Source organism: Mycobacterium sp. (assembly GCF_019243155.1).
Classification (GTDB): Bacteria; Actinomycetota; Actinomycetes; order Mycobacteriales; family Mycobacteriaceae; genus Mycobacterium.
In genome coordinates, this window is sequence record NZ_JAFAUS010000353.1 from 1 (window position 1) to 23,444 (window position 23,444).

23 protein-coding genes are annotated in these 23,444 nt (G+C 67.9%); 4 read left to right on the forward strand and 19 right to left on the reverse strand.

Features of this window, described 5'->3' with window-relative positions; all coding sequences use genetic code 11:
• From JOZ00_RS18205 to rplS, 4 genes are all read right to left on the reverse strand, one after another.
• Positions 1-158 (reverse strand): DUF2469 family protein (locus JOZ00_RS18205; RefSeq protein WP_293346080.1); only part of this gene is annotated, 158 nt, incomplete at its 3' end.
• 49 nt (positions 159-207) lie between these two features.
• A complete protein-coding gene (locus JOZ00_RS18210; RefSeq protein ID WP_293346042.1) occupies positions 208-927 on the reverse strand; it encodes a ribonuclease HII in 720 nt (239 codons plus the stop codon).
• Between the two features lie 2 nt (positions 928-929).
• Complete coding sequence (gene lepB, locus JOZ00_RS18215) at positions 930-1,802, reverse strand: signal peptidase I (protein ID WP_293346044.1); 873 nt, start codon at positions 1,800-1,802, stop codon at positions 930-932.
• 78 nt (positions 1,803-1,880) lie between these two features.
• On the reverse strand, positions 1,881-2,222 hold the full coding sequence (rplS, locus tag JOZ00_RS18220) for a 50S ribosomal protein L19 (RefSeq protein ID WP_293346046.1): 342 nt from the start codon (positions 2,220-2,222) through the stop codon (positions 1,881-1,883).
• Between the two features lie 343 nt (positions 2,223-2,565).
• On the opposite strand from rplS, the gene JOZ00_RS18225 reads away from it, so the two are divergent.
• Entirely contained in the window at positions 2,566-3,540 is a 975-nt protein-coding gene (locus JOZ00_RS18225) for a hypothetical protein (protein WP_293346048.1), read from the forward strand.
• 12 nt (positions 3,541-3,552) lie between these two features.
• Here the strand turns inward: JOZ00_RS18225 and trmD are convergent, their stop codons facing one another.
• The 5 genes from trmD to JOZ00_RS18250 form a co-directional block, all read right to left on the reverse strand.
• Positions 3,553-4,239, reverse strand: coding sequence for a tRNA (guanosine(37)-N1)-methyltransferase TrmD (gene trmD / locus JOZ00_RS18230; protein ID WP_293346050.1), 687 nt, complete (start codon positions 4,237-4,239; stop codon positions 3,553-3,555).
• Between the two features lie 3 nt (positions 4,240-4,242).
• Positions 4,243-4,761 carry a ribosome maturation factor RimM gene (rimM, locus tag JOZ00_RS18235; protein ID WP_293346052.1) on the reverse strand — a complete coding sequence of 173 codons (519 nt, stop codon included), beginning with the start codon at positions 4,759-4,761 and terminating at the stop codon, positions 4,243-4,245.
• A 24-nt stretch (positions 4,762-4,785) separates the two neighbouring features.
• A complete protein-coding gene (locus tag JOZ00_RS18240) occupies positions 4,786-5,028 on the reverse strand; it encodes an RNA-binding protein (RefSeq protein ID WP_003881089.1) in 243 nt (80 codons plus the stop codon).
• Between the two features lie 7 nt (positions 5,029-5,035).
• Positions 5,036-5,581: a 30S ribosomal protein S16 gene (rpsP, locus tag JOZ00_RS18245; protein WP_293346054.1), complete on the reverse strand. Its 546-nt coding sequence runs from the start codon at positions 5,579-5,581 to the stop codon at positions 5,036-5,038.
• A gap of 183 nt (positions 5,582-5,764) precedes the next feature.
• Positions 5,765-6,184, reverse strand: coding sequence for a nuclear transport factor 2 family protein (locus JOZ00_RS18250; protein ID WP_293346056.1), 420 nt, complete (start codon positions 6,182-6,184; stop codon positions 5,765-5,767).
• Positions 6,185-6,242: 58 nt separating this feature from the next.
• Between JOZ00_RS18250 and JOZ00_RS18255 the strand changes: the two genes are divergently transcribed.
• The gene (locus tag JOZ00_RS18255) at positions 6,243-7,121 is read left to right on the forward strand and encodes a D-alanyl-D-alanine carboxypeptidase family protein (protein WP_293346058.1); all 879 of its coding nucleotides are present in this window, start codon (positions 6,243-6,245) and stop codon (positions 7,119-7,121) included.
• 7 nt (positions 7,122-7,128) lie between these two features.
• On the opposite strand, the gene JOZ00_RS18260 is transcribed toward JOZ00_RS18255, so the two are convergent.
• The 5 genes from JOZ00_RS18260 to ffh form a co-directional block, all read right to left on the reverse strand.
• Positions 7,129-7,731 carry a TetR/AcrR family transcriptional regulator gene (locus tag JOZ00_RS18260; RefSeq protein WP_293346060.1) on the reverse strand — a complete coding sequence of 201 codons (603 nt, stop codon included), beginning with the start codon at positions 7,729-7,731 and terminating at the stop codon, positions 7,129-7,131.
• Between the two features lies 1 nt (position 7,732).
• The gene (locus JOZ00_RS18265; protein ID WP_293346062.1) at positions 7,733-9,574 is read right to left on the reverse strand and encodes an amidohydrolase family protein; all 1,842 of its coding nucleotides are present in this window, start codon (positions 9,572-9,574) and stop codon (positions 7,733-7,735) included.
• 71 nt (positions 9,575-9,645) lie between these two features.
• Positions 9,646-11,310 carry a serine/threonine-protein kinase gene (locus JOZ00_RS18270; RefSeq protein WP_293346064.1) on the reverse strand — a complete coding sequence of 555 codons (1,665 nt, stop codon included), beginning with the start codon at positions 11,308-11,310 and terminating at the stop codon, positions 9,646-9,648.
• Positions 11,311-11,347: 37 nt separating this feature from the next.
• Positions 11,348-12,433, reverse strand: coding sequence for an amidohydrolase family protein (locus JOZ00_RS18275; RefSeq protein WP_293346082.1), 1,086 nt, complete (start codon positions 12,431-12,433; stop codon positions 11,348-11,350).
• 13 nt (positions 12,434-12,446) lie between these two features.
• The gene (gene ffh, locus JOZ00_RS18280; RefSeq protein WP_293346066.1) at positions 12,447-14,012 is read right to left on the reverse strand and encodes a signal recognition particle protein; all 1,566 of its coding nucleotides are present in this window, start codon (positions 14,010-14,012) and stop codon (positions 12,447-12,449) included.
• 200 nt (positions 14,013-14,212) lie between these two features.
• Here ffh and JOZ00_RS18285 point away from each other — a divergent pair, with 200 nt between their 5' ends.
• Both JOZ00_RS18285 and JOZ00_RS18290 read left to right on the forward strand, forming a co-directional pair.
• Positions 14,213-15,007 carry an alpha/beta fold hydrolase gene (locus tag JOZ00_RS18285; RefSeq protein ID WP_293346068.1) on the forward strand — a complete coding sequence of 265 codons (795 nt, stop codon included), beginning with the start codon at positions 14,213-14,215 and terminating at the stop codon, positions 15,005-15,007.
• 111 nt (positions 15,008-15,118) lie between these two features.
• A complete protein-coding gene (locus JOZ00_RS18290; protein WP_293346070.1) occupies positions 15,119-16,852 on the forward strand; it encodes a DEAD/DEAH box helicase in 1,734 nt (577 codons plus the stop codon).
• A gap of 16 nt (positions 16,853-16,868) precedes the next feature.
• On the opposite strand, the gene JOZ00_RS18295 is transcribed toward JOZ00_RS18290, so the two are convergent.
• The 5 genes from JOZ00_RS18295 to ftsY all read right to left on the reverse strand — a co-directional run.
• Entirely contained in the window at positions 16,869-17,933 is a 1,065-nt protein-coding gene (locus tag JOZ00_RS18295) for a GGDEF domain-containing protein (RefSeq protein WP_293346072.1), read from the reverse strand.
• 110 nt (positions 17,934-18,043) lie between these two features.
• Positions 18,044-20,527 (reverse strand): [protein-PII] uridylyltransferase, encoded by a 2,484-nt coding sequence (locus JOZ00_RS18300; protein WP_293346074.1) that lies wholly within the window; start codon positions 20,525-20,527, stop codon positions 18,044-18,046.
• Between the two features lie 45 nt (positions 20,528-20,572).
• Positions 20,573-20,911 (reverse strand): nitrogen regulatory protein P-II, encoded by a 339-nt coding sequence (gene glnB / locus JOZ00_RS18305; RefSeq protein WP_293346076.1) that lies wholly within the window; start codon positions 20,909-20,911, stop codon positions 20,573-20,575.
• Complete coding sequence (locus JOZ00_RS18310; RefSeq protein ID WP_293346084.1) at positions 20,908-22,293, reverse strand: ammonium transporter; 1,386 nt, start codon at positions 22,291-22,293, stop codon at positions 20,908-20,910. The genes glnB and JOZ00_RS18310 overlap by 4 nt, the downstream gene beginning before the upstream one ends.
• 189 nt (positions 22,294-22,482) lie before the next feature.
• The coding region (ftsY, locus tag JOZ00_RS18315) for a signal recognition particle-docking protein FtsY (RefSeq protein ID WP_293346078.1) at positions 22,483-23,444 on the reverse strand (962 nt) is incomplete at its 5' end.

Here is a 23,444-nt window from a genome sequence, read left to right on the forward strand (position 1 = left end):
CCGTCGGCGTTACGCGGCACCATCTCGACGCTGTTGGCTAGGTAGAAGCGCCGTTCGGTCTCCACCACGTAGCTGAACTGCCCGACGATGTCCTTGTATTCGCGGTACAGCGAGAGCTCCATCTCGGTTTCGTACTTTTCGAGATCCTCGGCACTCATCTGCTCAGACGTCCTTCTCCCTGCGAATCCGAATGCGTCCCATCTTTCCTCACTGATATCCCTCGCGCTCGACCGGAGGGTCCGGTTTGCACTCCGCGACCACCGTCGTGCTCGCTCCCCTGGCCACGCGCCGGACGTTGATGAACGAATACCGGTGTTCAGCGCAGGGACCCAACTCGGTCAACGCCAGGCTGTGCGCGGGCGTGCTGTAGCCCTTGTGGTCGGCGAACCCGTAGCCGGGGTGGTCGGCGTCCATGGCGACCATTAGCCGGTCCCGGCTGACCTTGGCCAGCACGCTGGCCGCGGCGATGCAGGCAGCGGCCGCGTCGCCCCCGACCACCGGCAGTGACGGCATCGGTAGGCCGGGTACCCGAAACCCGTCGCTGAGCACATAGCCGGGGCGCACCGGCAGGCCGGCCACCGCGCGCCGCATGCCTTCGATGTTGGCCACGTGCACGCCGCGCCGGTCGACCTCGACCGACGGGATGAACACCACGTGATACGCCACCGCGTAACGGCAGATCAGCGGGAACAGCTTCTCCCGCACCTTCTCGGTGAGCTTCTTTGAATCATCAAGGGCGGCAAGGCTTTCCAGACGATTCGGCCCGAGCACGCAGGCGGCCACCACGAGCGGACCGGCGCAGGCGCCACGGCCCACCTCGTCCACTCCGGCCACCGGGCCCAGGCCGTTGCGATGCAGCGCGGACTCCAGGGTGCGCAACCCCGACGATTTGCGGATCACCGTCCGCGGCGGCCACGTCGTGGCCACGGCTACTGATTCTGTTGCGGGTTCACCGATGACACGCCGCCCCACCGGGACGGCGGCCACACGATGAACCGGGCCTTACCGATGACATTGACGACCGGCACGGTGCCCGAGTTCGGGTCCCCGGTGCACAACACGCCCTTCAGCGCCTCGGCCGGAACGCTGGTGCAGTGGGCACGCGAGTCCGCCGAGTGTGTCCGGTTGTCACCCATCACCCACAACCGTCCCGCCGGAACGGCGACCGGCCCGAACTCACTGCCCAGGCACGGGTACACCGTCGGGTCGGCCATCATCGTGGACGGATCCAGGTAGGGCTCCTTGAGGGGCTTGCCGTTGACGGTCAGCCCGGTATCCGCGCGGCACTGCACGGTCTGCCCGCCGACCGCGATGACCCGCTTGACCAGATCGTTCTCGTCGGGAGGCACGAAACCGACGAACGACAGCCCGTTCTGCACCCAGCGCAGTGCGGTGTTGTTCGACCGGATCGACTTGTAGCCGACGTTCCACGACGGCGGTCCCTTGAAGACGATGACGTCACCGGGATGCGGCGTGCCGAACCGGTAGGTGATCTTGTCCACCATGATCCGGTCGCCGACGCAGCCCGTGCATCCGTGCAGCGTGGGCTCCATGGATTCCGACGGAATCAGGTAGGGCCTCGCCACGAACGTCAGCATGACGTAGTAGAGGGCGACGGCGATGATCGCCAGGATTGCGAACTCGCGCAGCGTGGATCGCTTCGTACGCTCCGGCTCGTCAGACGGCTCGCCCGGTTCCGGGATATCCGGTCTCGGGGGCGTGTCCGCGTTGCGGGTGGAGACGTTCGGCTCCGACTTGGCAGCTTCGGACTGGGGCTCGGGTGAGTCCGCTGTGTCTGTCACGAGATCAGCGTAGCCAGCAGAGTTTGACTCCTTGTAACGCGCCGCACCGGCCCGCGGGGGCCGCAATGGCGCACCAGATCAGCGCTTCTCCTTGATCTTGGCCTTCTTGCCGCGGAGTTCACGCAGGTAGTAGAGCTTGGCGCGGCGGACATCGCCTCGGGTCACCACCTGGATGTGGTCGATGGTGGGCGAATGCACCGGGAAGGTCCGCTCGACGCCGACGCCGTAGCTTTCCTTGCGCACCGTGAAGGTCTCGCGGATGCCGCCGCCCTGCCGGCGGATCACCACACCCTTGAACACCTGGATACGCTCCTTGGCGCCCTCGATGACCTTGACGTGCACGTTGATGGTGTCGCCCGGACCGAAAACCGGGATGTCGTCGCGCAGCGACGCTTGGTCGACGAAGTCAAGCCGGTTCATGTGAGAACACACTTCCTTGAGGTCGCGGCTCGCGGCGGTGAGTCCACGCACGGGTGGTAAACGGCCGCCAAGCCGATGGTTTCGGGCTTCCTAACGTATCTCGCAGCAGGCGGGAAGCGGTCCGACCGGCCTCAACCGCTGGAGACAACTGGCCAATTGTGCCAGAAAGTGCCCGTGCTGCGAAAATCACAGGTCCGCGACGCGGTTCATAACAGGCCAAACGCGCTGGTAAATGGTAAATATTAACGGGGTCAAAACGCGTTTCCGCACCTCTGCGTGGAGGCCGAGGCAGGTGACGCGTCGCGACCCGCTCACATGCACGGTGTCACATCGGAGAAGAGGAATGCGAGTACGGCCGCTATTGCTGCTCACCGTCACCGCGACGGTGGCGTTGGTGGTCGCCGCCGGGTGCGAGGCGAAAGTCCAGGCGCGAGTCCACAGCATGACCGTCACCTCCGCTCCCCATTGGGTCTCCTCCGAGCCGCAGCCACCGTTGGCAGACCTGATGCTGGAGGCGGCCACACCGGCGGCACCGCCGCCGCCGCAGGAACTTCCGAGCGCCGCCATCCCGGAACTGCACGCGCGCATCCAGCAGGCGACCGACGAGGCCGCCGCCGGTGGCGCCGCTCTGTCGGTCGCCATCCTTGACCGCGCCACCCACCGGCTGGTCGCCAACGGCAACGGGCAGGTCATCGGCACGGCGTCGGTGGCGAAGCTGTTCATCGCCGACGACCTGTTGCTGCACCAATCCGAGACAAAGACCGCGCTGACGTCCGAGGACCGCCAGGCGCTCGACATCATGTTGCAGTCGTCGGACGACGGCGCGGCCGAGAAGTTCTGGGGCCAGGGCGGCGGAGCCGCCATCATCAACGCGGTCGCGACCCGGTACGGCCTCACGTCGACCACGCCCCCGAGCGACGGGCGCTGGTGGAACACGATGAGCACGATCACGGACCTGCTCCGCTACTACGACATGCTGCTCGACGGGTCGGGCGGGTTGCCGGCCGACCAGGCCAGGATCATCGTCAACGACCTCGCCCAGTCCACTCCGAACGGCCTCGACGGCTACCCGCAGCGATTCGGCATCCCGGACGGGTTGTACGCCGAACCGGTGGCGGTCAAGCAGGGCTGGATGTGCTGCATCGGCAGCGACTGGATGCACCTGTCGACGGGCTTAGTGGGCGCGGACCGGCGCTACATCATGGTGGTCCAGTCGCTGCAGCCCTCCGATGACGCCACCGCCCGCGATACCATCACCCGGGCGGTCAAGACGATGTTCCCCGAGGGCCGGATCGACCCGCGGCACAGCGGGCTCTAGCCGATTGCCCGGCTAATCGAGAAGCTCCGGGCGGCGTTCCCGCGTCCGCTGCAGCGACACCTCGCGACGCCAGGCGGCGACGCGGGCATGGTCACCCGATAGCAACACCTCGGGCACGTCCAGCCCACGCCAGCTCGGCGGCCGGGTGTAGCTGGGCCCCTCCAGCCGCCGGTCCAGGGCCGGCGAGTGCGAATCCTCGTGGTGCGACGCGGGATTGCCGAGCACCCCGTCGCGCAGGCGCAGCACGGCTTCGATCATCACCACGGCCGCCGATTCGCCGCCCGGTAGGACGTAGTCGCCGATGGAGACCTCCTCGACCCGCATTCGGCGCGCGGCGTCCTCGATCACCCGCTGGTCGATACCCTCGTAGCGACCGCACGCGAACACCAGGTGCGTCTCGGCGCCCCAGCGCTGCGCGGTGGCCTGCGTGAAAAGTTCGCCGGCGGGAGTGGGGACCACCAAAAGCGTTTGCTCGGAGCAGATTTCATCCAGCGCTTCGCCCCAGACCGGCGCCTTCATCACCATCCCGGGACCACCGCCGTAAGGCGAATCGTCGACCGAGCGGTGCACATCATGCGTCCACCGCCGCAGGTCGTGCACGCCCAGCTCGACGAGGCCGGACGCAATAGCCTTGCCGGGCAACGACTGTCGCAGTGGGTTCAGATAATCCGGGAAGATCGTGACAACGTCGATGCGCACCCGCTACCCCAATTCCAGTAGGCCTTCGGGCGGATCGATTTCGACCAGCTGGTCGTCCAGCGACACCGACGTGACGATCGCATTGACGAACGGCACCAGAACCTCACCGGATTCGCGGCGCACCGCCAACAGCTCCCCCGCCGCCGTGTGCAGCACCTCGGCGACGACACCCACGTCCTCGCCCGCCGTGGTCCGGACAAGCAGACCCTCAAGCTGATGGTCGTAGTAGGTGTCCGGCTCGTCGATCGGCGGCAGGTCGTCGGAGTCGACGACGAACAGAGCGCCGCGCAGCGCGTCGGCGGCGTCGCGGTCCGCGACGCCGGCCAGTCGCACCAACAGCCGCCCGCCGTGTTCGCGCGCGCTCTGAACGACGTGGACCCCTTCGCTGCCGCCGCGAGGTTGCTTGGTGCGCAACGTGTTACCCGACGCGAACCGGGCGGCGGGATCGTCGGTGCGGATTTCCACGACCACCTCGCCGCCGACCCCGTGCGCCTTGACGACACGGCCGACGGTCAACTCCAAGGGAGTTCCATGAGCAGCGCTCCGCTACTGGTCGGTGTCCACCACGTCGACGCGGATGCCGCGGCCACCGATACCGGCGACCAGCGTGCGCAACGCGGTCGCGGTCCGGCCACCGCGGCCGATCACCTTGCCCAGATCGTCGGGATGGACGTGTACTTCGACGGTCCGCCCGCGGCGGCTCGTCACCATGTCCACCCGGACGTCATCGGGGTTGTCGACAATCCCGCGAACCAGATGCTCAACGGCGTCGACGACGACCGAACTCATCGCCGCGTCAGCTTTCGGTGGTCGGCTCGGCCTGCTCGCCGCCCTCAGCCGGTGTCTCGGCCTCGGGAGCGGCTTCAGCGGAGGCCTCAACAGCGGAGCCCTCAGCGGCGGCGGCAGCGGTGGCGTCGTCGGAGCCCTCGGCTTCCGCCTTGGCGGCCTTCTTGGCCGGGGCCTTCTTCTTCGGCTTGGCGGCCTCCGTGGTGGGGCCACCGTCGGCCTCGGCCAGCGCGGCGTTGAACAGCTCCAGCTTGCTCGGCTTGGGCGGCGAAACCTTCAAGCGGCCCTCGGCGCCGGGCAGGCCCTTGAACTTCTGCCAGTCGCCGGTGATCTTCAGCAGCTTCAGGACGGGCTCGGTGGGCTGAGCACCCACGGACAGCCAGTACTGGGCGCGCTCGGAGTCGATCTCGATGAGGCTCGGGTCTTCCTTCGGGTGGTAGCGGCCGATGACCTCGATCGAGCGACCGTCGCGACGGTTGCGCGCGTCGGCGACGGAGATGCGGTACTGGGGATTGCGGATTTTGCCAAGCCGAGCGAGCTTGATCTTCACAGCCATGATTAAGCGATTTCTCCTGTGTGTCACGCTGCAATTCAGCGACCCGGGCGGGATGCCGGGGTCCGGTTTTGCCTCGCGTGTATGACCGCCGAACGAGCACCCTGCGGGCGGGTCGCGCGACGGACAGCCGCCAATTGTGCCAGAACGGCAGGCCGGAGCAGAAATCCGCTCTCGATGCCTCCCCTACATCACCTTCTGGAAAACCTTCGTCTCGACCCGTCGCGTCATCCGCCAGCCCTCGGCTGTGCGCACGAACTCGTCGTCGTACCAAAGGCCGCAGAACAGCACCTCGTTCTTGTCGCCGCCGAGCACCATCGGGTTGAAGCAGATCACCCGCGACGACGCGGTGTCCCCGTCGATGCGCACCGAGAAGTTGCCGAGCATGTGCGCATACACCGGGAAGTTCGGCAGCACCTCGGACAGCCACTTCTTGACCTCGGGATACCGGCCCTCGATGCCGCCCAGGGCCGTGTAGTCGATGTACGCATCCTCGGTGAACACCTTGTCCAGGTCGTCGAATCGGCGCTGGTCAATGGCGGTGGAGTAGTCGACCAGCAGCTGTTGGATCTCTAGGCGGTCCGAGATTTCGGCCAGGCTCAACATGCATCGGACAGTACTGATAGTCGGTGCTCAACAGGCCCGGAAGTTAGACTTTGCGCCCATGCGGAAGCTCATGACCCTGGCCGCCGTCTTCTTATGCGGCGCGGGAGTCGCCTTTCCCACCGCCGTTTCCCGGGCCGACAGCATGCAGCCGGTCGGCACGGTGCCGATCCCGGACGGGCCTGCCCAGACCTGGATCGTGGCCGACCTCGACAGTGGCGAGGTGCTGGCCGGCAAAGATCAGAACGTGACCCACCCGCCGGCGAGCACCATCAAGGTGCTGCTGGCGCTGGTGGCCCTGGACCAGGTGAGCCTGGATTCCACGGTCGTCGCCGACGTCGCCGACACGCAGGTCGAGTGCAACTGCGTCGGCATCAAGCCGGGCCGCACGTACACCGCGCGCCAGCTGCTGGACGGGCTGCTGCTCGTCTCGGGCAACGACGCCGCGATGACGCTGGCCGACCTGCTGGGTGGCCCGGAGGCCACGGTGGCCAAGATGAATGCCAAGGCGGCGTCGCTGGGGGCCACCAGCACGCATGCCGCGACGCCCTCCGGTCTGGACGGGCCCGGCGGCTCGGGCGCCTCCAGCGCGCACGACCTGGCCGTGATCTTCCGGACCGCGATGTCGAATCCGGTATTCGCGCAGATCACCTCCGAGCCCTCGGCGATGTTCCCCGGCGATAACGGCGAGCACCCGATCACCAACCAGGACGAACTGTTACAGCGTTACCCGGGTGCGATCGGCGGTAAGACCGGTTTCACCGACGCGGCGCGCAAGACCTTCGTCGGCGCCGCCGCGCGCGGTGGCCGCCGGCTGGTGATCGCGATGATGTACGGACTGGTGAAGCAGGGCGGGCCGACCTACTGGGACCAGGCAGCCACCTTGTTCGACTGGGGCTTCTCGGTCGGCCCGCAATCCCCCGGCATCGGTTCGCTGTAAATCCCTGCTAGGGAACGTCTTTCGGCAACGCCGCAGTCAGCAGCGCCGAGAGCACCGGGATCCGCTTCGCCGCGATCTCGGGCCGCGGCAGCACCCCCTCCACCACGGCCGCGCCATCGAACACGTTCGTCAGCAACGCCACCAGGACCGGGAAGGTGTCCTCCGGGTAGCTCTCCGCCCCGGGCAGCGCCCGTGCGGCGTCGAGGATCTTGGCCGCATACTGGTCAAGCTCGTGTTGCAAAGTGTCCCTGAGCTTTTCGTCGGTGCGCGCGGCCACCAGCAGTTCGTAGAGAACGGCGTTGGCCGGGCCACTGGTGATGTCGCGCAGGATCACCAGCGCCGCTTCGAGCGCCGGCTGGTCGGACGGTATCTCGGCGACCCCCTTGGTGAACGACTCCAGCTGACGGCGCAACACCTCGGACGCGGTGGCGGCCATGAAGTCGCCCATCGTTTCGAAATGCCGGAAAAGGGCGCCGACGGACACGCCCGCGCGCTTGGTGATGACGGCCGCTGAGGCTCGGGCGTAACCGATCTCGATGATGGTGGCGATGCAGGCCTCGAGGAGGCGACCAACGGTCTCTTCCCGACGCTGCTGCTGGGTTCTGGCCATCTCAGGCTCCGACTTTCTCCACACTTCGGCCCAGGTGCCGCCGGCCGGCCCGCAGATAGCGGCCCGACCGCACGGTCTGGCCGTAGCCGTCCCGGAACTGGCCCCCACGGAAGACGACGACGCCGCCGATGCCCGTTGCGACGACGGCATCGTCGTTGCGGTTGACCATGCGGCGCAGACCGCCGTAGAACGGCACGGCCTCCTCGTGGTAGCCGTCGACCGATTCGTTCAAGCCGGCCGGGTCGATCACCACGAAGTCCGCGCGGTCGCCCTCGCGCAGCGTGCCGGCGTCGATGCCGAACCACTCCCCCAGTTCGCCGGTCAGGCGGTGGACCGCGCGCTGCGTGGACAAAAACGGCCTGCCGGCCCGGTGCGCGTCCCGCGCGCGCCTGAGCAACCGGAGTCCGAAGTTGTAGAACGCCATGTTGCGCAGGTGCGCTCCGGCGTCGGAGAAGCCCATGTGGATGCTCGGGTCGGCCGCGAGTTTGTCGAGCTGCTTGGGCCGGTGATTGGCGACGATGGTCGTCCACCGGACGTTGCGCTCACCGTTTTCGACGAGCACGTCGAGGAACGCGTCGAGCGGATGCAGTCCGCGCTCGACGGCGATCGCGCCAAAGCTCTTGCCGATCAACGATTTATCGGGGCACTCGACGATGACCGCGTCGTGGAAGTCGCGGTGCCACAGCGACGGCCCGAGCTTGACGCGGTCGAACTCACGCCGGAACCGACGGCGGTAGTCCTTGTCGGCGAGCAGCTCGTTGCGTTCCAGTTGGTCGCGCAGGTGCAGGGCCGCCGTTCCGGCGCCGAATTCCTCGAACACGGGCAGATCGACTCCGTCGGAGTACAACTCGAACGGCACCGGCAGGTGCTGGAACCGCACATCGGACCCCAGCAGTGCGTTGAGGATCCGGGTGCCGACGCCGAAGGTGTGCACGGCGAGCGGCATCGACTTGGCGTCGGCCGACACCAGCATGCTCATCCGAACTCCCTTGCCGCGACCGAAGATTCGGCTGCCGGTCAAAAAGAACATCAGCGCCGACGACGGATTCTCGACGTCGGGCGCGCTCTGCAACATCCGGCCGCGCTTGCGCAGGACCTTGATCAGCTTGCGCCGCTCCCGCCAGGTCGCGAAGGTGGACGGCAGCGCGCGCGACCGGAAGCGGTCGCCGTCGAGCTTGTCGATGGCGGCGTCCATCCCCGACATACCCAGCATCCCGGCGTCCAGCGCGTCGTCCAGCAACGCCGCCATCTTGTCCAGTTCGGCATCGGTGGGCCTGACGGTGGCGTCGGTCGCGCGATCGAGTCCCAGCACCGCGGTCCGCAGATCCGAATGCCCAAGCAGCGAGCCGACATTCGGCCCCAGGGGCAGGGCGTCGATCGCCTGGATGTATTCCGCTGCCGTCGACCACGTTTTAGCCGAATCCAAAGCGCCGTACACGTATTCGCGCGGCACCGCTTCGACCCGGCTGAACAGATCGGCGGCATCCTCGGAGTCGGCGTAGACCGTCGAGAGCGAGCAGTTGCCCAGCAGTACGGTGGTGACACCGTGGCGCACCGACTCCCGCAGGCCTGGGTCCAGCAGCACCTCCGCGTCGTAGTGGGTGTGCACGTCGATGAAGCCGGGCACGATCCACTTGCCGGCCGCGTCGATCACATCCGGGCAACCCGTCGCGTCCAGCGGTTCGTCGCAGGGGCCTGCCACGGCGGCCACCACGCCGTCCCGAATGCCCAGCGTCCGGGTTTGCGGCGCGCCGCCGGTGCCGTCGAACCACAGTCCGTCGCGAATGATCACGTCGTAGGCCACTTTTCCTCCGGGTCGTCGTGGTGGCACGAAACGTAACATAGATAGCAAGCACTCGCAATCATTTCGGGCCCGACACGCCGTGTCCTTGAAGACGCTGATCAGAAGCGGTGTTATCGCGGGCGCGGCGATGCCGGCGCGCCGCCCGCCGCGCTGGGATCCGGAATGCTCACGGCGGGCGGCACCTCCCCGCTCCGGTTGGCCACCGTGGGAATCCGGACGACGGCCGACTGCTGGCCGCACTCGTTGGTTTGCACGGTGACCGTCTCTTCACCGACGAAATCACCCTGAGATTGCGGCCGCAGCGACACGACCATCGATGTGGTCTGCGTCGCCTGCGATCCGTCCGATGCGACGCACGGGAAGTCGAGACTCATCGGCGCGGACTGCCATTGGCCGTCGGTGAATTGCAGGAAGAGGGACGCGCCGGCCGGCGCCTTCGCCACCACGTGATCGGTGTCGTCGAGCTGGGTGGCGGCGGCGTTGCACCCGTTCGGCGTGCACAACGAGCGGAACGCCCACCAGGTGGTGACGTCCGGAGGATTGGGATCGGCGACGGAGTTGTACGTCTGCTTCGTGCGTTCGGCCTGCAGGCGGTAACTGCCGTCGAGTTGGGTGGGCGCGGCGGCTGGTGCCGGCGGTGCGCCGGCCGCCACGGATGCCCCCGGCGTGTGGGCCACCGCGCCTCTGGGCGCGTAGGTCTTGCGGCCGATCACCACACCGAGTGCGAGCACCGCAACCACGACCACCGCCGCAGCGGCCCACAGCAGGAACTTTCGCGGCCTGCGCCGCAACGGCACGGGTCCCGCGGCGGGCTCGGTCAGGGTTGCGACCGGCGTGGCGACGGCGGCCTCCTGCGGCTCGCCCTCGCTCGGTTGGGACGCCTTGGCGCCGAACCTCGACCGAAAACGCGACCCGGCCTTCTCCTTATCGTCGGTCTTGTCGTCAGTCGCATCCGTTTGCGCGCCGCGCGAGACGCCCACCGCTTCGCTTGCCGCCGTGGCGAAGTCGCCACAGGTCCCGAATCGGTCGGCGGGTCTGGGGGCAAGCGCCCGGGCGAACACGCTGTCCAGGCGTTCCAGCTCCGGGCGCTGCTCGCTGAGCCGCGGACCTGTGGCATGCCGAGCCGAACCGACTACCGGCGGCGCTCCGGTCAGCAAGTGGAAAGCGGTGGCGGCCAAGCCGTACTGGTCGGCGTGCCCGTCGACCTCGGCGCCGCTCAACTGCTCGGGCGCGGCGTAGGCGACCGCGCGGACCGGGACGTCAGCCGCGTTCGGGTCGACCGGCGGCACGATGCCGAAGTCGGTCAAGAGCACCCGCTGTTCGGCTTCCCCGCGACCCGTCAGCAAGATCTTGTCGGGTTTGACGTCGCGGTGCGTCATGCCGTGCTGGTGTGCGTAGTCGAGGGCGGCGGCGATCGCGGTCACGATGGCGAGCACGTCGCCGACCGGAGAGACGGCGGGAAAGCGGTCGGCGATGAGCTGCGCGACGCTGCTGCCCTCGATGTACTCCATCGCGATGTACAGCTGGCCCTCAAACTGGCCGCGCTCGTGCACCTCGACGATGTGGGGGTGCGCGAGGTTCGCCGCGATCGGCGTCTCCTCCCGGAATCGCCGACGGAATTCGGGGTTCGTCGACATCTCTTGCGAGAGCACTTTGAGCGCCTGCCAGCGCGACGATCGGGGATCTTGGACGAGGTAAACCTCACCTGTCACTCCGGAACCGAGGCTTCGCGACACGATGTAGCCGGCAAAGCTCGCGCCGCTGGGCAAAGCCATTCCGGAAGCTTATCCGCCAACGCGGTTCGGCGCCTGGCTAACTGGTCGGACGAAACGTCTTGCCGCGCAGGATCACCAGGTCGGGCCGGTTCAGCACGCCGGCGCCCGACCGCGGGTCCTGCGAGTAGCACAGCAGATCGGCAGACGCGCCATGGTCGAGGCCGGGCCGGCCCAGCCAACGACGCGCATCCCAGCACGCCGCACCCAACGCGTCGGTCTCAGTCATCCCGATCTTCTTCAGCGCGTCGACCTCGTCGGGGATGCGGCCGTGCGCGACCGTACTCCCGGCGTCGCTGCCGGCGTACACCGGAATCCCCGCCTCGCGCGCGGCGGCCACTCGCGGGTAGCAGCGGTCGTACAGGTCGCGCATGTGTGCGGCATACGTCGGATACTTTCCGGCGGCGTCGGCGATCCCCGGGAAGTTCTCGATGTTGATCAGCGTGGGGACCAACGCCGTCCCGTGCTCGAGCATCAGGGCGATGGTGTCGTCGGTCAGCCCGGTGCCGTGTTCGATGCAGTCGATGCCGGCCTTGATCAGGCCGGGCAGCGCGTCCTCGCTGAAGACGTGCGCGGTGACGCGGGCGCCGTGCGCGTGCGCGCTGTCGATCGCGTCCTTGAGGACGTCGTCCGACCACAGCGGTGCCAGATCACCGACCTTGCGGTCGATCCAGTCGCCCACCAACTTGACCCAGCCGTCGCCACGCTTCGCCTGCTCGGCCACCGCCGCCGGCAGCTGCGACTCGTCCTCGAGTTCCACGGCGAAGCCCGCGATGTAGCGCTTGGGTCTGGCCAGGTGTCTGCCCGCCCGAATGATGCGGGGCAGATCCTCGTGGTCGTCAAGGCTGCGTGTGTCGGTGGGTGAGCCGCAGTCGCGCAACAGCAACGCGCCGATGTCGCGTTCGGTCTCGGCTTGGGCGATCGCGTCTGCCAGCGGGATCTCGCCGTGGTCGCCGAGGCCGACGTGGCAGTGCGCGTCGACCAGCCCGGGGATGATCCAGCCTTGAAAGCCGGACGAGCCGAAGACGGTGTCGGCTCCAGCCACCGGCTCCATGCTGATGCGGCCGTCGACGATCCACAGGTCGATCTCGGTCTCGTCGGGCAGCCCGACGCCTCGCACGTGCATACGCACGGCGGGGCTAGCCCCTTCCTGGGTTGCCCGGGAACTTCAGCTTGGATAGGTCGAAGTCGGCAAGGCCGGGCGGCAGCTCATTGAGACCCTCGGGCATCTGCGAGATGTCGGGGAACCCGGCGGGCATGCCCGGCACGCCGGCGCCGAAGGGACTGCGCGCCTTCGGCGGCGTCGGGCCGCGTGCCCCCTTCTTGCCCTTCTTGCCCTTCGCCCCCTTGGCCTTTCGGGTCGACGACTTGCGGCCCATGCCCGGTATGCCCATGCCGCCGAGCATCGACGACATCATCTTGCGGGCTTCGAAGAAGCGGTCGACCAGCTGATTGACCTCCGACACCGTGACGCCGGAGCCGTTGGCGATGCGCAGCCGACGCGACGCGTTGATGATCTTCGGGTCGGCCCGCTCCTGCGGCGTCATCCCGCGGATGATGGCCTGCAACCGGTCGAGTTGCCTGTCGTCGACTTGGGCGAGCGCGTCCTTCATCTGCCCCGCCCCGGGCAGCATGCCCAGCAGGTTGCCGATCGGGCCCATCTTGCGGATCGTGAGCATCTGCTCGAGGAAATCCTCCAGTGTCAGCTCGCCGGTACCGATCTTGGCGGCGGTTGCCTCGGCCTGCTCGGCGTCGAAGACCTGCTCGGCCTGTTCGATCAGGCTGAGCACGTCGCCCATGCCGAGGATGCGGCTGGACATGCGGTCGGGGTGGAAGACGTCGAAGTCCTCCAGCTTCTCGCCGGTGGAGGCGAAAAGGATTGGGACGCCGGTCACCTCGCGGACCGACAGCGCGGCGCCACCGCGGGCGTCGCCGTCGAGCTTGGTCAACACCACACCGGTGAAGCCGACGCCCTCGCGGAACGCCTCCGCCGTGGTGACGGCGTCCTGGCCGATCATCGCGTCGAGCACGAACAGCACTTCGTCGGGGTTGACGGCGTCGCGGATGGCCGCGGCCTGGGACATAAGTTCCTCGTCGATGCCCAGCCGGCCGGCGGTGTCGACGATGACGACGTCGAAGTGTTTGGCGTGCGCTTCGGCCAGGCCCGCGGTGGCGACGGCGACGGGATCGCCGGGTCCCGATTCGGGCGACTCGCCGGGATGCGGCGCGAACACCGGCACGCCGGCGCGCTGACCGGTGACCTGCAGCTGGTTGACGGCGGCCGGTCGCTGCAGGTCACAGGCCACCAGCAGCGGCGTATGTCCTTGGCCGCGAAGCCATGCGGCCAACTTGCCGGCCAGCGTGGTCTTCCCTGAACCCTGCAGGCCGGCGAGCATCACGACGGTCGGCGGCGTCTTGGCGAACGCCAGCTGGCGGGTCTCACCGCCCAGGATGCCGATGAGTTCTTCGTTGACGATCTTGACGACCTGCTGCGCCGGGTTGAGCGCACCGGAGACCTCGGCGCCCTTTGCGCGGTCTTTGATGCGGGCGACGAAAGCGCGCACCACGGGCAGCGAGACGTCGGCTTCCAGCAGCGCCAGCCGGATTTCGCGGGTGGTGGCCTCGATATCGGCGTCGGTCAGTCGACCCTTGCCGCGTAGTCCCTGTAGGGCACCGGTCAACCGGTCGGACAGCGATTCAAACACCCCGCCAGCCTAGTGGCACTGCCAGCGCGGCGAAGCCGGGCGCAGCAGGTGCCACTCCATCGGACCTAGTGGCACTGCGTATGCGCGAGTGTGCAGCTAGCTTCACGCTCGGCACCGAGTGTGCGGCTAACTGCACACTCGCGGGCCTGATCAGGGCGGAAAGCCTTGACGGCCGGGCGTCGGCAAACAAAGGTCAGCTCATGATCGAGGTGATCGGCAAAGGGACCGGCAGTGACGCGCATCCCGTCCCGCTGCTGTTCGTGCACGGTGGCTGGCACGGCGCGTGGTGCTGGGAGAACTTCCTGGACTACTTCGCCGACGCCGGCTACCGCGCGGTCGCGCTGAGCCTGCGCGGCCACGGCAACAGCCCCACGACCAAGCCGTTGCCCAAGGTCTCCATCGCCGACTACCTCGACGACGTGCATTCGGTCGCCGACGAGTTGGGTGGCGCGCCGGTGCTGATCGGCCATTCCCTGGGCGGATTCGTGATCCAGCGCTACCTCGAAGACCACACGGTGCCGGCGGCGGTGCTGGTGGGCTCGGTGCCGCCGCAGGGCGTGCTCAATTTGGCGTTGCGCGTCTGGCGCCGCAGGCCGTCGATGACGATGGAGTCCTGGAGTGACCCCACGCTGCTGAAGTTCCTCGCCACCCCGGCACTGACCCGCGAGTACCTCTTCTGCTCCGACACGCCCGAGGACATCGTGGAATCGTGCATGCAGCGCGCCGGGGCCGAGAGCGTCCGCGCCGCGATGACCGATCCCATCGTCCGGCGCGTGCGAACCCGGCGGGTGCGGACCCCGATCCTGGTCCTGGGCGCCGAGCACGACGGGTTCGTCAGCGTCCGCAATGTGCGCGCCACGGCGCGCGCCTACGGGACCGAACCGGAATTCTTTGCGATGGGTCACAACATGATGCTCGAGCCCGGCTGGGCTGACGTCGCCGGACGCATCCGCGGCTGGCTGGAAGCGCGCGATCTGGCGAGCCCGATCCGATAGTCGCCTCGAGTCGTTAGAGCGTCGAAAAGCGTTGGCGTGCTAGATTTCACAGCCGCCACTTACATCGAGCTGGCCACGGCTAAGACGCAACTATCGGGGGGAGTTCAGTCGATGCAACCGGTCAGCAGCGCCGACGTGCTGGTCGAGACCGGACACAGCGAACCCGGGGCGGCCCGGGCGCTGCGAGGCTGGCAGCGCAGAGCGCTGGTGAAGTACCTCGCCGGCCGGCCGCGCGATTTCCTGGCCGTCGCGACGCCGGGATCCGGGAAGACGACCTTCGCGTTGCGGATCGCTGCCGAACTGCTGAGCCAACGCGCCGTCGAGCAGATCACCGTCGTGGTGCCCACCGAGCACCTCAAGGTGCAGTGGGCCCAGGCCGCCCAGCGGCATGGTCTGGCGCTGGACCCGAGGTTCTCCAACAGCAATCCGCAGACCTCGCCGGAGTATCACGGCGTGATGGTGACCTACGCGCAGGTGGCCGCACACCCGACGCTGCACCGGGTGCGCACCGAACAGCGCAAGACGCTGGTCGTCTTCGATGAGATCCACCACGGCGGTGACGCCAAGACGTGGGGTGACGCGATCCGCGAGGCCTTCAGCGACGCAACCCGCCGGCTCGCGCTGACGGGGACGCCGTTTCGCAGCGACGACAGTCCTATTCCGTTCGTCACCTACGAGCAGGGCGCCGACGGGATCCGGCGCTCGCAGGCCGACCACACCTACGGCTACGCCGAGGCGCTGACCGACGGGGTGGTCCGGCCCGTGGTGTTCCTCGCCTACTCGGGCCAGGCGCGCTGGCGGGACAGCGCGGGCGAGGAGCACGAGGCGCGACTCGGTGAGCCGCTGTCGGCCGAGCAGACGGCGCGGGCGTGGCGCACCGCGCTGGACCCGGCCGGCGAGTGGATGCCTGCGGTGATCGATGCCGCGGACCAACGGCTGCGCCAGTTGCGCACGCACGTGCCCGATGCCGGCGGCATGATCATCGCCTCCGACCAGAAGGCCGCCCGCGCGTACGCCGTCCTGTTGAAGCGGCTGACGTCCGAGGAACCGACGCTCGTGCTGTCCGACGACCCCGGCTCGTCGGCGCGCATCAGCGAGTTCGCCGCGAGCACCAGCCGGTGGCTGGTCGCGGTGCGAATGGTTTCCGAAGGTGTCGACGTGCCGCGGCTCTCGGTCGGGATCTATGCCACCAGCGCGTCGACTCCCCTCTTCTTCGCCCAGGCCGTCGGCCGGTTCGTCCGGTCGCGCCGCGCGGGCGAGACCGCGAGCATCTTCGTGCCGTCGGTGCCCAATCTGCTTCAGCTCGCCAGCGAGTTGGAGGCGCAGCGCAACCACGTGCTGGGTGAACCGCACCGCGAGTCCGAGGATCCGCTAGACGGCGATCCCGCCACCAAGACGCAGACCGAGAAAAGCGAAATCGACAACAGCTTCACCTCTTTGGGCGCCGACGCCGAACTCGATCAACTGATCTTCGACGGGTCATCGTTCGGCACGGCCGCGGCGGCCGGCAGCGAGGAGGAAGCCGACTACCTCGGCATCCCCGGGCTGCTCGACGCCGAACAGATGCGCGCGCTACTGCATCGACGCCAGGACGAGCAGCTCCAACGGCGCGCCGCGACGGGGGCGCCCCCGCCGCTGGTGTCGATGCACGGCCAGCTTCGCGATCTGCGTCGCGAGCTCAACACCCTCGTCTCGGCGACGCATCACCGCACCGGCAAACCGCACGGCTGGATTCACAACGAACTGCGCCGTCGTTGCGGCGGACCGCCGATCGCCGCCGCCAGCAGCGAGCAGATCCAGGCGCGCATCGAAGCCCTGCGTCAGCTCAACGCCGAGCGGTCCTGAGCCGCAAGGCATTCCGCTACGGGACGTGATGCCGAGCGTGGTTCCCACCGTGCCGTTTCGCTTCGTACATCGCGGTGTCGGCGCGGGCGACCAGCAGGCGGTACGCCTGCTCGGCGTCATCGCTGCCGACGGTGCCCAACGCCAGGGTCGCGGTTCCAACGCTGGCGGTCACCGGTGACGCCGCCGTCGCCACCGCGTCGCAGAGTAAGAGACTCCATTCGGGTGGCTGCTGCGTCTTGACGATGTCGGCGACCAGAAACTCCTCCCCACCGACCCGGCCGATGAGCGCGGTCTCGTGGCAGACGGTGGTCAGCGCGCGGGCCACCGAGACGAGTGCCTCGTCGCCGGCCGCATGCCCCTTGCTGTCGTTGAGCTCCTTGAAGCGGTCCAGGTCGAGCATCGCCACCGCCAGATACGAGTGGTCGCCGCTGGCGAGGATCCGCCCGACGATCGCCCGGTCGCAGGCGCGTCGATTCAGCAGGCCGGTCAGCGGATCACGGTCGGTGCGAAGGAGATCCACGCCGAGTGCGCGCACGATCGCCTGGATGGCGAACGGCACGATCACGTTGAGCTCGAGCAACAGGCAGTAGCCGTTGACCCCGAGCATCGCCTGCCCGGCGGCCACCAGGCGGGCCACCTCTATCGCGCCGACCGTGCCCGCCAGCCAGAAGTTCGCCGCCATGTACTTGGCGGTGTGGAAGAACGCGAAGTAGCCGCCGGGGATTGCCATGGCCGAGGCCGCCAGCAGCGCGACGAACGGATTGTGTTGCAGCAGTGAACCTGTCGCGATGCACAGGCTGCCGGCCGACGTGAACACGACTGACTGCCGGCGAGTTGGCCAGCGCGACAGCCAAACCGCCGCGACGCCGAGCCCGACCCCGGCGATCAGGATGCTGGCGACGAGCTCGACCGGCCAGAATGTCTTCGGCCCGAACAGGACGTCGGCCGGGTACAGCGCCAGCGAGGCGGCGAGTCCGGCAAAGATGCGGCGGGCGTTGCGGCTCAGTCCCTGGGATTGCAGGTAACCGGTCAGCCAGTCGAAGTGGTCGGGCTGTCCCCACCACGCCGCCAGCCACTTCATGGGTCGCCTTTCGGAACATGGTGAGCCTAGCGAACGAATCGCCAACAGACTTGATCAGTTTTAACACGAGCCTCAACGCGGGCGGGTCGACATTCCGCGGCCGTTGGGATCTAGTCGCCGGCGGATTCTTCGAGCACCTCAACTACGGGACCGCCCAACACGGCCAGCAGGTTCCGCTCGATCGCCGCACGCGCCTCGAGCTCGGCTTCCTCATCCGGCTCCGACGCGCCGGGTTGCGCCGGCACCGACACACAGAAGACGTCGGCCGCCGTGGACCCGAAGGTGTTGACCTTCGCCCAGACGATGTCCCCGCCGGCCCGCTCGAGCGCCCGGGTCAGCAGCGCGAGCAAACCCAATCGGTCCGCCGCGCGCACTTCGAGAATCAGTTGGCCGGAGGAGGCCGTGTCGAGCCACAAGATGCGCGGCGGAGCTGTCGACCGGATGACGGGCACCCCGACCTGCACCTCGCCCGCACGGGCGATCGCCGCGTTGGCGGAGTCGCTATCACGTTTCTCCAGCGCGCCGAGAACGTCGACACCGTTCAGCGAACCCGTGAACGCTTGACGCAGCAGACCCGCCTCGGGCGGGGAACCGAACAACGGCGACACCACGAACTCGATGATCGCCGCGCCCTCATGCACGTTCACCGACGCCCAGTGGATCCGCAGCGAATTGAGGGCCAGCACCGCGGCGGCCTTCGACACCAACCCCAGCTGGTCGGGCGCGATCATCGCCACGTGCACCCGTTCGCGGTCGGCGGGCTTGATCTCCACGTGCACACCGCCGCTAGCTGCCAACGAAAGGTATTGCGGCGCAGTGGGTTCCGCTCGCGGCAGCGGCTCACCCGCCATCACCAACCGGCAGCGACGAACCAGGTCGGCCATCAACGAGGCCTTCCAGTCACTCCACACACCCGGCCCGGTCGCCTGCGAGTCCGCCTCGGCCAGCGTGTGCAGCAGTTCCAGGAGTTGCGCGTCCCCACCCAACGCTTCGGTCACCGACTCGATGGTCTTGGGGTCGTTGAGATCGCAGCGGGTGGCCGTGATGGGCAGCAGCAGGTGATGGCGCACCATGTTGGAAAGCGTGTTGATGTCCTGGGTCGACAGGCCCAGCCGCTCCCCTATCGGGGCCACCAGTTTGGCGCCGAACACACAGTGGTCGATGCCCCGGCCCTTCCCGATGTCGTGCAGCAACGCGCCGAGCGCCAGCAGGTCCGATCGCGCAACGCGGGTGGTGAGCGGCGCCGCGTTGACGGCGGTCTCGACGATGTGGCGGTCGACGGTCCATTTGTGGGACACATCGCGGGGCGGGAGGTCGCGTACCGCGTCCCATTCCGGTAGTACCCGACCCCACAGCCCGGTGCGGTCCAGCGCCTCAATCGTGTTCACCGTCGTGGGACCGGCCAGCAGCACAACCAGCAAGTCGTCCAAGGCCTCTCGCGGCCAGGGCGTCGGCAGGTCCGGGACGCTCTCGGCCAGCCGGCTCAGGGTGGCGGCGCCGATGGGCAGGCCACTGCTGGCCGACGCGGCGGCCACCCGCAGCACGAGGCCGGGATCGCTTTGGGGTTGCGCCTCGCGGGCGAGCACGATTTCACCGTCGTACTCATGCACGCCTTCGTCCAGCGGCCGGCGTTTGGGTCGCCGCACCAAGGCCGAGATGCCGCGTCGCGGCAACGCGTTCTGAGCGGTCCGCATCCCGGTCTCGGCATGGTAGGCGATCGTGCGGCTGGCGCCGGAAAGCATGCGCGACAAGGCAAACCGGTCCCCGACGCCCAGTGCGGCGCTCACTTCGTCGCCGAACTGAGCCAGCAGCTCGTCGCGGCCGCGGCCCGATACCCGATGCAGCTCGGTGCGCACGTCGAGCAGTGTCAGGTACGCCGCATCCAGTGACCCGCCCGGCATGTTCGGGTTGGCCATTCCGCGGCGGTCGATCAGCTGGGCGACCCCCAGCGCGTCCAGCAGTTGGACGTCGCGAAGGCCGCCGCGCCCCGATTTCAGGTCGGGCTCGGCCCGTTGCGCGATGCGGCCACAACGCAGCCAACGGGCAGACGTCATCTCGACCAGCTCGTCCATCCGCGATCGAATCGCGCTGCGCCACTGGCGTCGTGCGCCGGAGATCAGCTCCGTCGACAATTCCGTGTCACCGGCGATATGGCGCGCATCCAGCATGCCCAGCGCCGCGATGAGGTCGGCATTGGCCACGCTCAGCGCGCCGGACACGGTCCGCACACTGTGATCGAGCCGGACATTGGCGTCCCACAGCGGATACCACAGCCCGTCGGCAACGCGCCCGACGAACTCGTCGGATTTGTTGTCGTGCAACAACATCAGGTCGAGATCGGAATGCGGCACCAACTCGCGGCGGCCCAACCCGCCGACTCCGACGAGGGTGAAGCCGCTGCCGTCGGTGATCCCGATCTCGGCGGCCTTTGCGGTCAGCCAGGATTCGTGGAGATCGAGCCAGGCCTGGCGTAGCTCGGACGCATTCAGCTGCTCGCAGTCGGACAACAGTTGGCGCCGCGAGGCCGCTAAACCGCTTCCCCCGCAAGCACTTTCCAATCCAGATGACCCGGACGGGTCGGGTGGGTTTGTCATCCCCTCCCGGCCCGTCCGGCCTGGATCATCACTGTGACGCTGAGGTCAGATGGCATCGGGTCCGCGTTCACCCGTGCGTACTCGCACAATGGTTTCCACGGGGCTGACCCAGACCTTGCCGTCACCGATCTTGCCGGTGCGGGCGGCCCGGACAATGCTGTCTACGACCTTGTCGACAATGGAATCGTCGACAACGACTTCGATTCGCACCTTGGGCACGAAGTCGACCGAGTATTCAGCTCCCCGGTAGACCTCCGTGTGGCCCTTCTGCCTGCCGTAGCCCTGGATCTCGCTGACCGTCATCCCCAGGACGCCTGCCTCTTCGAGGCTGGTCTTGACGTCGTCAAGGGTGAAGGGTTTCACGATCGCGGTGACTAGCTTCATGAATGCTCTGCCTCCACTTTCTCTTCGGACGGGGCTTCCAGACCGTTCCGAGTGTCCTCCACGGCGACCCGCGTGGGAAGCACCGACCCGGTGCCGGCGACGGCGAAGTCGTACGCGCTCTCAGCGTGCTCAGCCTCGTCGATGCCGCCGGCCTCATCCTCGGGGTTGAGCCGTATGCCGATGGTGTACTTCAGGATCAGCGCCAGGATGAGTGTGACGATGCCAGAGTAGAACAGCACAGCAAAGGCACCGACGGCCTGTCGTTCCAGTTGGGCCCAGCCGCCGCCGTAGAACAAGCCCTTGGACACCCCGGCCACGCCGTTGATCGCGGTGGATTCGGGCGCTGCCAGCAGGCCCACCAGCAGCGTGCCGGTCAGACCACCGATCATGTGCACCCCGACGACGTCGAGCGAGTCATCGAAACCGAACCGGAATTTCAGTCCGACCGCCAGCGCGCAGACCACACCGGCTATCAGCCCGATCGCCAGAGCGCCCAGCACGTTGACCGACGAGCAGGACGGCGTGATGGCGACCAGTCCGGCGACGATTCCCGACGCCGCACCGAGCGTTGTGGGCTTGCCGTCCCGGATGCGCTCGGTCAGCAGCCAGCCGAGCATGGCCGTCGCCGTCGCGATCGTGGTCGTCATGAACGTCGACCCGGCGGAGCCGTTGGAGCTGGTCGCCGATCCCGCGTTGAACCCGAACCAACCGAACCACAGCAAGCCGGCGCCGAGCATCACGTACGTCACGTTGTGCGGACGGAACAGCGTGGTGGGCCAGCCTTTGCGCTTGCCCAGCACGATCGCCAGCGCCAGGCCCGCGACACCGGAGTTGATGTGCACCGCCGTTCCACCCGCGAAGTCGATCGCGTGCAGCTTGTTGTTGATCCAGCCGCCGTGCTCGGACGCGAAGCCGTCGGCCGCGAAGACCCAGTGCGCGACCGGGAAGTACACCAACGTCGCCCATAGGCCGGAGAAGACCAGCCACGCGCTGAACTTCAGCCGGTCGGCCACCGCGCCCGAGATCAGCGCGACGGTGATGATCGCGAACATCAGCTGGAAGGCGACGAACACGGTGGCGGGCATAGTGCCGGCCAGCGGGATGTCCACTTGGCTGACGCCCTTGGTCGGGTCGCCCTTGACGGCGTTGCCACCGATCAGCTTCGCCAGACCCCAGTAGTCGGACGGGTTTCCTACGACGCCACCTCTGTCATCACCGAATGACATGGAGTAGCCATAGAGCACCCACAGCACGGTGACCACGCCCATCGCGCTGATGCTCATCATGATCATGTTGAGCACGCTTCTGGTGCGCACCATGCCGCCATAGAAGAACGCCAGACCTGGCGTCATCAGTAACACCAGTGCGGAACTCGCCAACATCCAGGCGGTATCGCCGGTATCGGGTTGGCCCAATTGCGGGAAACTCACTCGCTCACCTCCGAGTCGGCCTTTGACGGCCGTCAGACAAGTGCCTGATGACCTGATCCAGAACCATGCGCAATGGTTGTTTCCGCAATAGAGCCACCGTGTTTCGTCAGCATTAACGAAACGCCCGGTGTGTAAGGGGTTTCAGCCAAGCAGCGCGTCGACGAAGGCGGCGGGCTCGAAAGGTGCCAAATCGTCCGGGCCTTCACCGAGGCCGACCAGCTTCACCGGGACGCCGAGTTCGGATTGGACGCGGAATACGATGCCGCCCTTGGCCGTTCCGTCCAGCTTGGTCAGCACGGCACCGGTGATCTCGACGACGTCGGCGAACACCCGGGCCTGAGCCAGCCCGTTCTGCCCGATGGTCGCGTCGAGCACCAGCAAAACCTCGTCGACGGCGGCGCGCCGCGTCACAACGCGCTTGACCTTGTCGAGTTCGTCCATCAAGCCGACCTTGGTGTGCAGCCGGCCCGCGGTGTCGATGAGCACGACGTCGGCGCCCGCGATGATGCCCTTGTCGACGGCGTCGAACGCGACCGACGCCGGGTCGGCGCCCTCGACGCCGCGCACCACGTCCGCGCCCACCCGGGACGCCCAGGTTTGCAGCTGGTCGGCGGCCGCGGCCCGGAAGGTGTCGGCGGCGCCCAGCACGACACGCCGACCGTCGGCGACCAGAACGCGTGCCAGCTTGCCGACGGTGGTGGTCTTACCGGTGCCGTTCACGCCGACGATCAGCAGCACCGACGGGTGGTCGGCGTGCGGGAGCGCCCGGATCGAGCGGTCCATCTCGGGCGACAGCTCGTTGATCAGCACGTCGCGCAGCACAGCCTTGGCGTCGGCCTCGGTGCGCACCGTGCTGCTCGCCAGCCGGCCGCGCAGCTGGGTGATCACCGATTCGGTGACCACCGGGCCCAGGTCGGCGACCAGCAGGGTGTCTTCGACGTCCTGCCAGGCGTCCTCGTCGAGGTCGCCGCCGCCGATCAGGCCCAGCATGCTGCGCCCCAGGGCATTCTGCGACCGGGCCAGCCGGCCGCGCAGTCGCACCAGCCGGCCTTCGGGGGGCGCGATGGCCTCGATCTCGGCGGCCTCGGCGCTTTCCGGCGCGG

Coding starts and splice junctions, on each gene's coding strand:
- rplS (WP_293346046.1), bottom strand. CDS start 2,222: ATGAACCGGCTTGACTTCGTCGACCAAGCGTCGCTGCGCGACGACATC.
- JOZ00_RS18225 (WP_293346048.1), top strand. CDS start 2,566: ATGCGAGTACGGCCGCTATTGCTGCTCACCGTCACCGCGACGGTGGCG.
- JOZ00_RS18240 (WP_003881089.1), bottom strand. CDS start 5,028: ATGAGTTCGGTCGTCGTCGACGCCGTTGAGCATCTGGTTCGCGGGATT.
- rpsP (WP_293346054.1), bottom strand. CDS start 5,581: ATGGCTGTGAAGATCAAGCTCGCTCGGCTTGGCAAAATCCGCAATCCC.
- JOZ00_RS18250 (WP_293346056.1), bottom strand. CDS start 6,184: ATGTTGAGCCTGGCCGAAATCTCGGACCGCCTAGAGATCCAACAGCTG.
- JOZ00_RS18255 (WP_293346058.1), top strand. CDS start 6,243: ATGCGGAAGCTCATGACCCTGGCCGCCGTCTTCTTATGCGGCGCGGGA.
- JOZ00_RS18260 (WP_293346060.1), bottom strand. CDS start 7,731: ATGGCCAGAACCCAGCAGCAGCGTCGGGAAGAGACCGTTGGTCGCCTC.
- JOZ00_RS18265 (WP_293346062.1), bottom strand. CDS start 9,574: ATGTTACGTTTCGTGCCACCACGACGACCCGGAGGAAAAGTGGCCTAC.
- JOZ00_RS18270 (WP_293346064.1), bottom strand. CDS start 11,310: ATGGCTTTGCCCAGCGGCGCGAGCTTTGCCGGCTACATCGTGTCGCGA.
- JOZ00_RS18275 (WP_293346082.1), bottom strand. CDS start 12,433: ATGCACGTGCGAGGCGTCGGGCTGCCCGACGAGACCGAGATCGACCTG.
- JOZ00_RS18285 (WP_293346068.1), top strand. CDS start 14,213: ATGATCGAGGTGATCGGCAAAGGGACCGGCAGTGACGCGCATCCCGTC.
- JOZ00_RS18290 (WP_293346070.1), top strand. CDS start 15,119: ATGCAACCGGTCAGCAGCGCCGACGTGCTGGTCGAGACCGGACACAGC.
- JOZ00_RS18295 (WP_293346072.1), bottom strand. CDS start 17,933: ATGAAGTGGCTGGCGGCGTGGTGGGGACAGCCCGACCACTTCGACTGG.
- JOZ00_RS18300 (WP_293346074.1), bottom strand. CDS start 20,527: ATGACAAACCCACCCGACCCGTCCGGGTCATCTGGATTGGAAAGTGCT.
- glnB (WP_293346076.1), bottom strand. CDS start 20,911: ATGAAGCTAGTCACCGCGATCGTGAAACCCTTCACCCTTGACGACGTC.
- JOZ00_RS18310 (WP_293346084.1), bottom strand. CDS start 22,293: ATGTTGGCGAGTTCCGCACTGGTGTTACTGATGACGCCAGGTCTGGCG.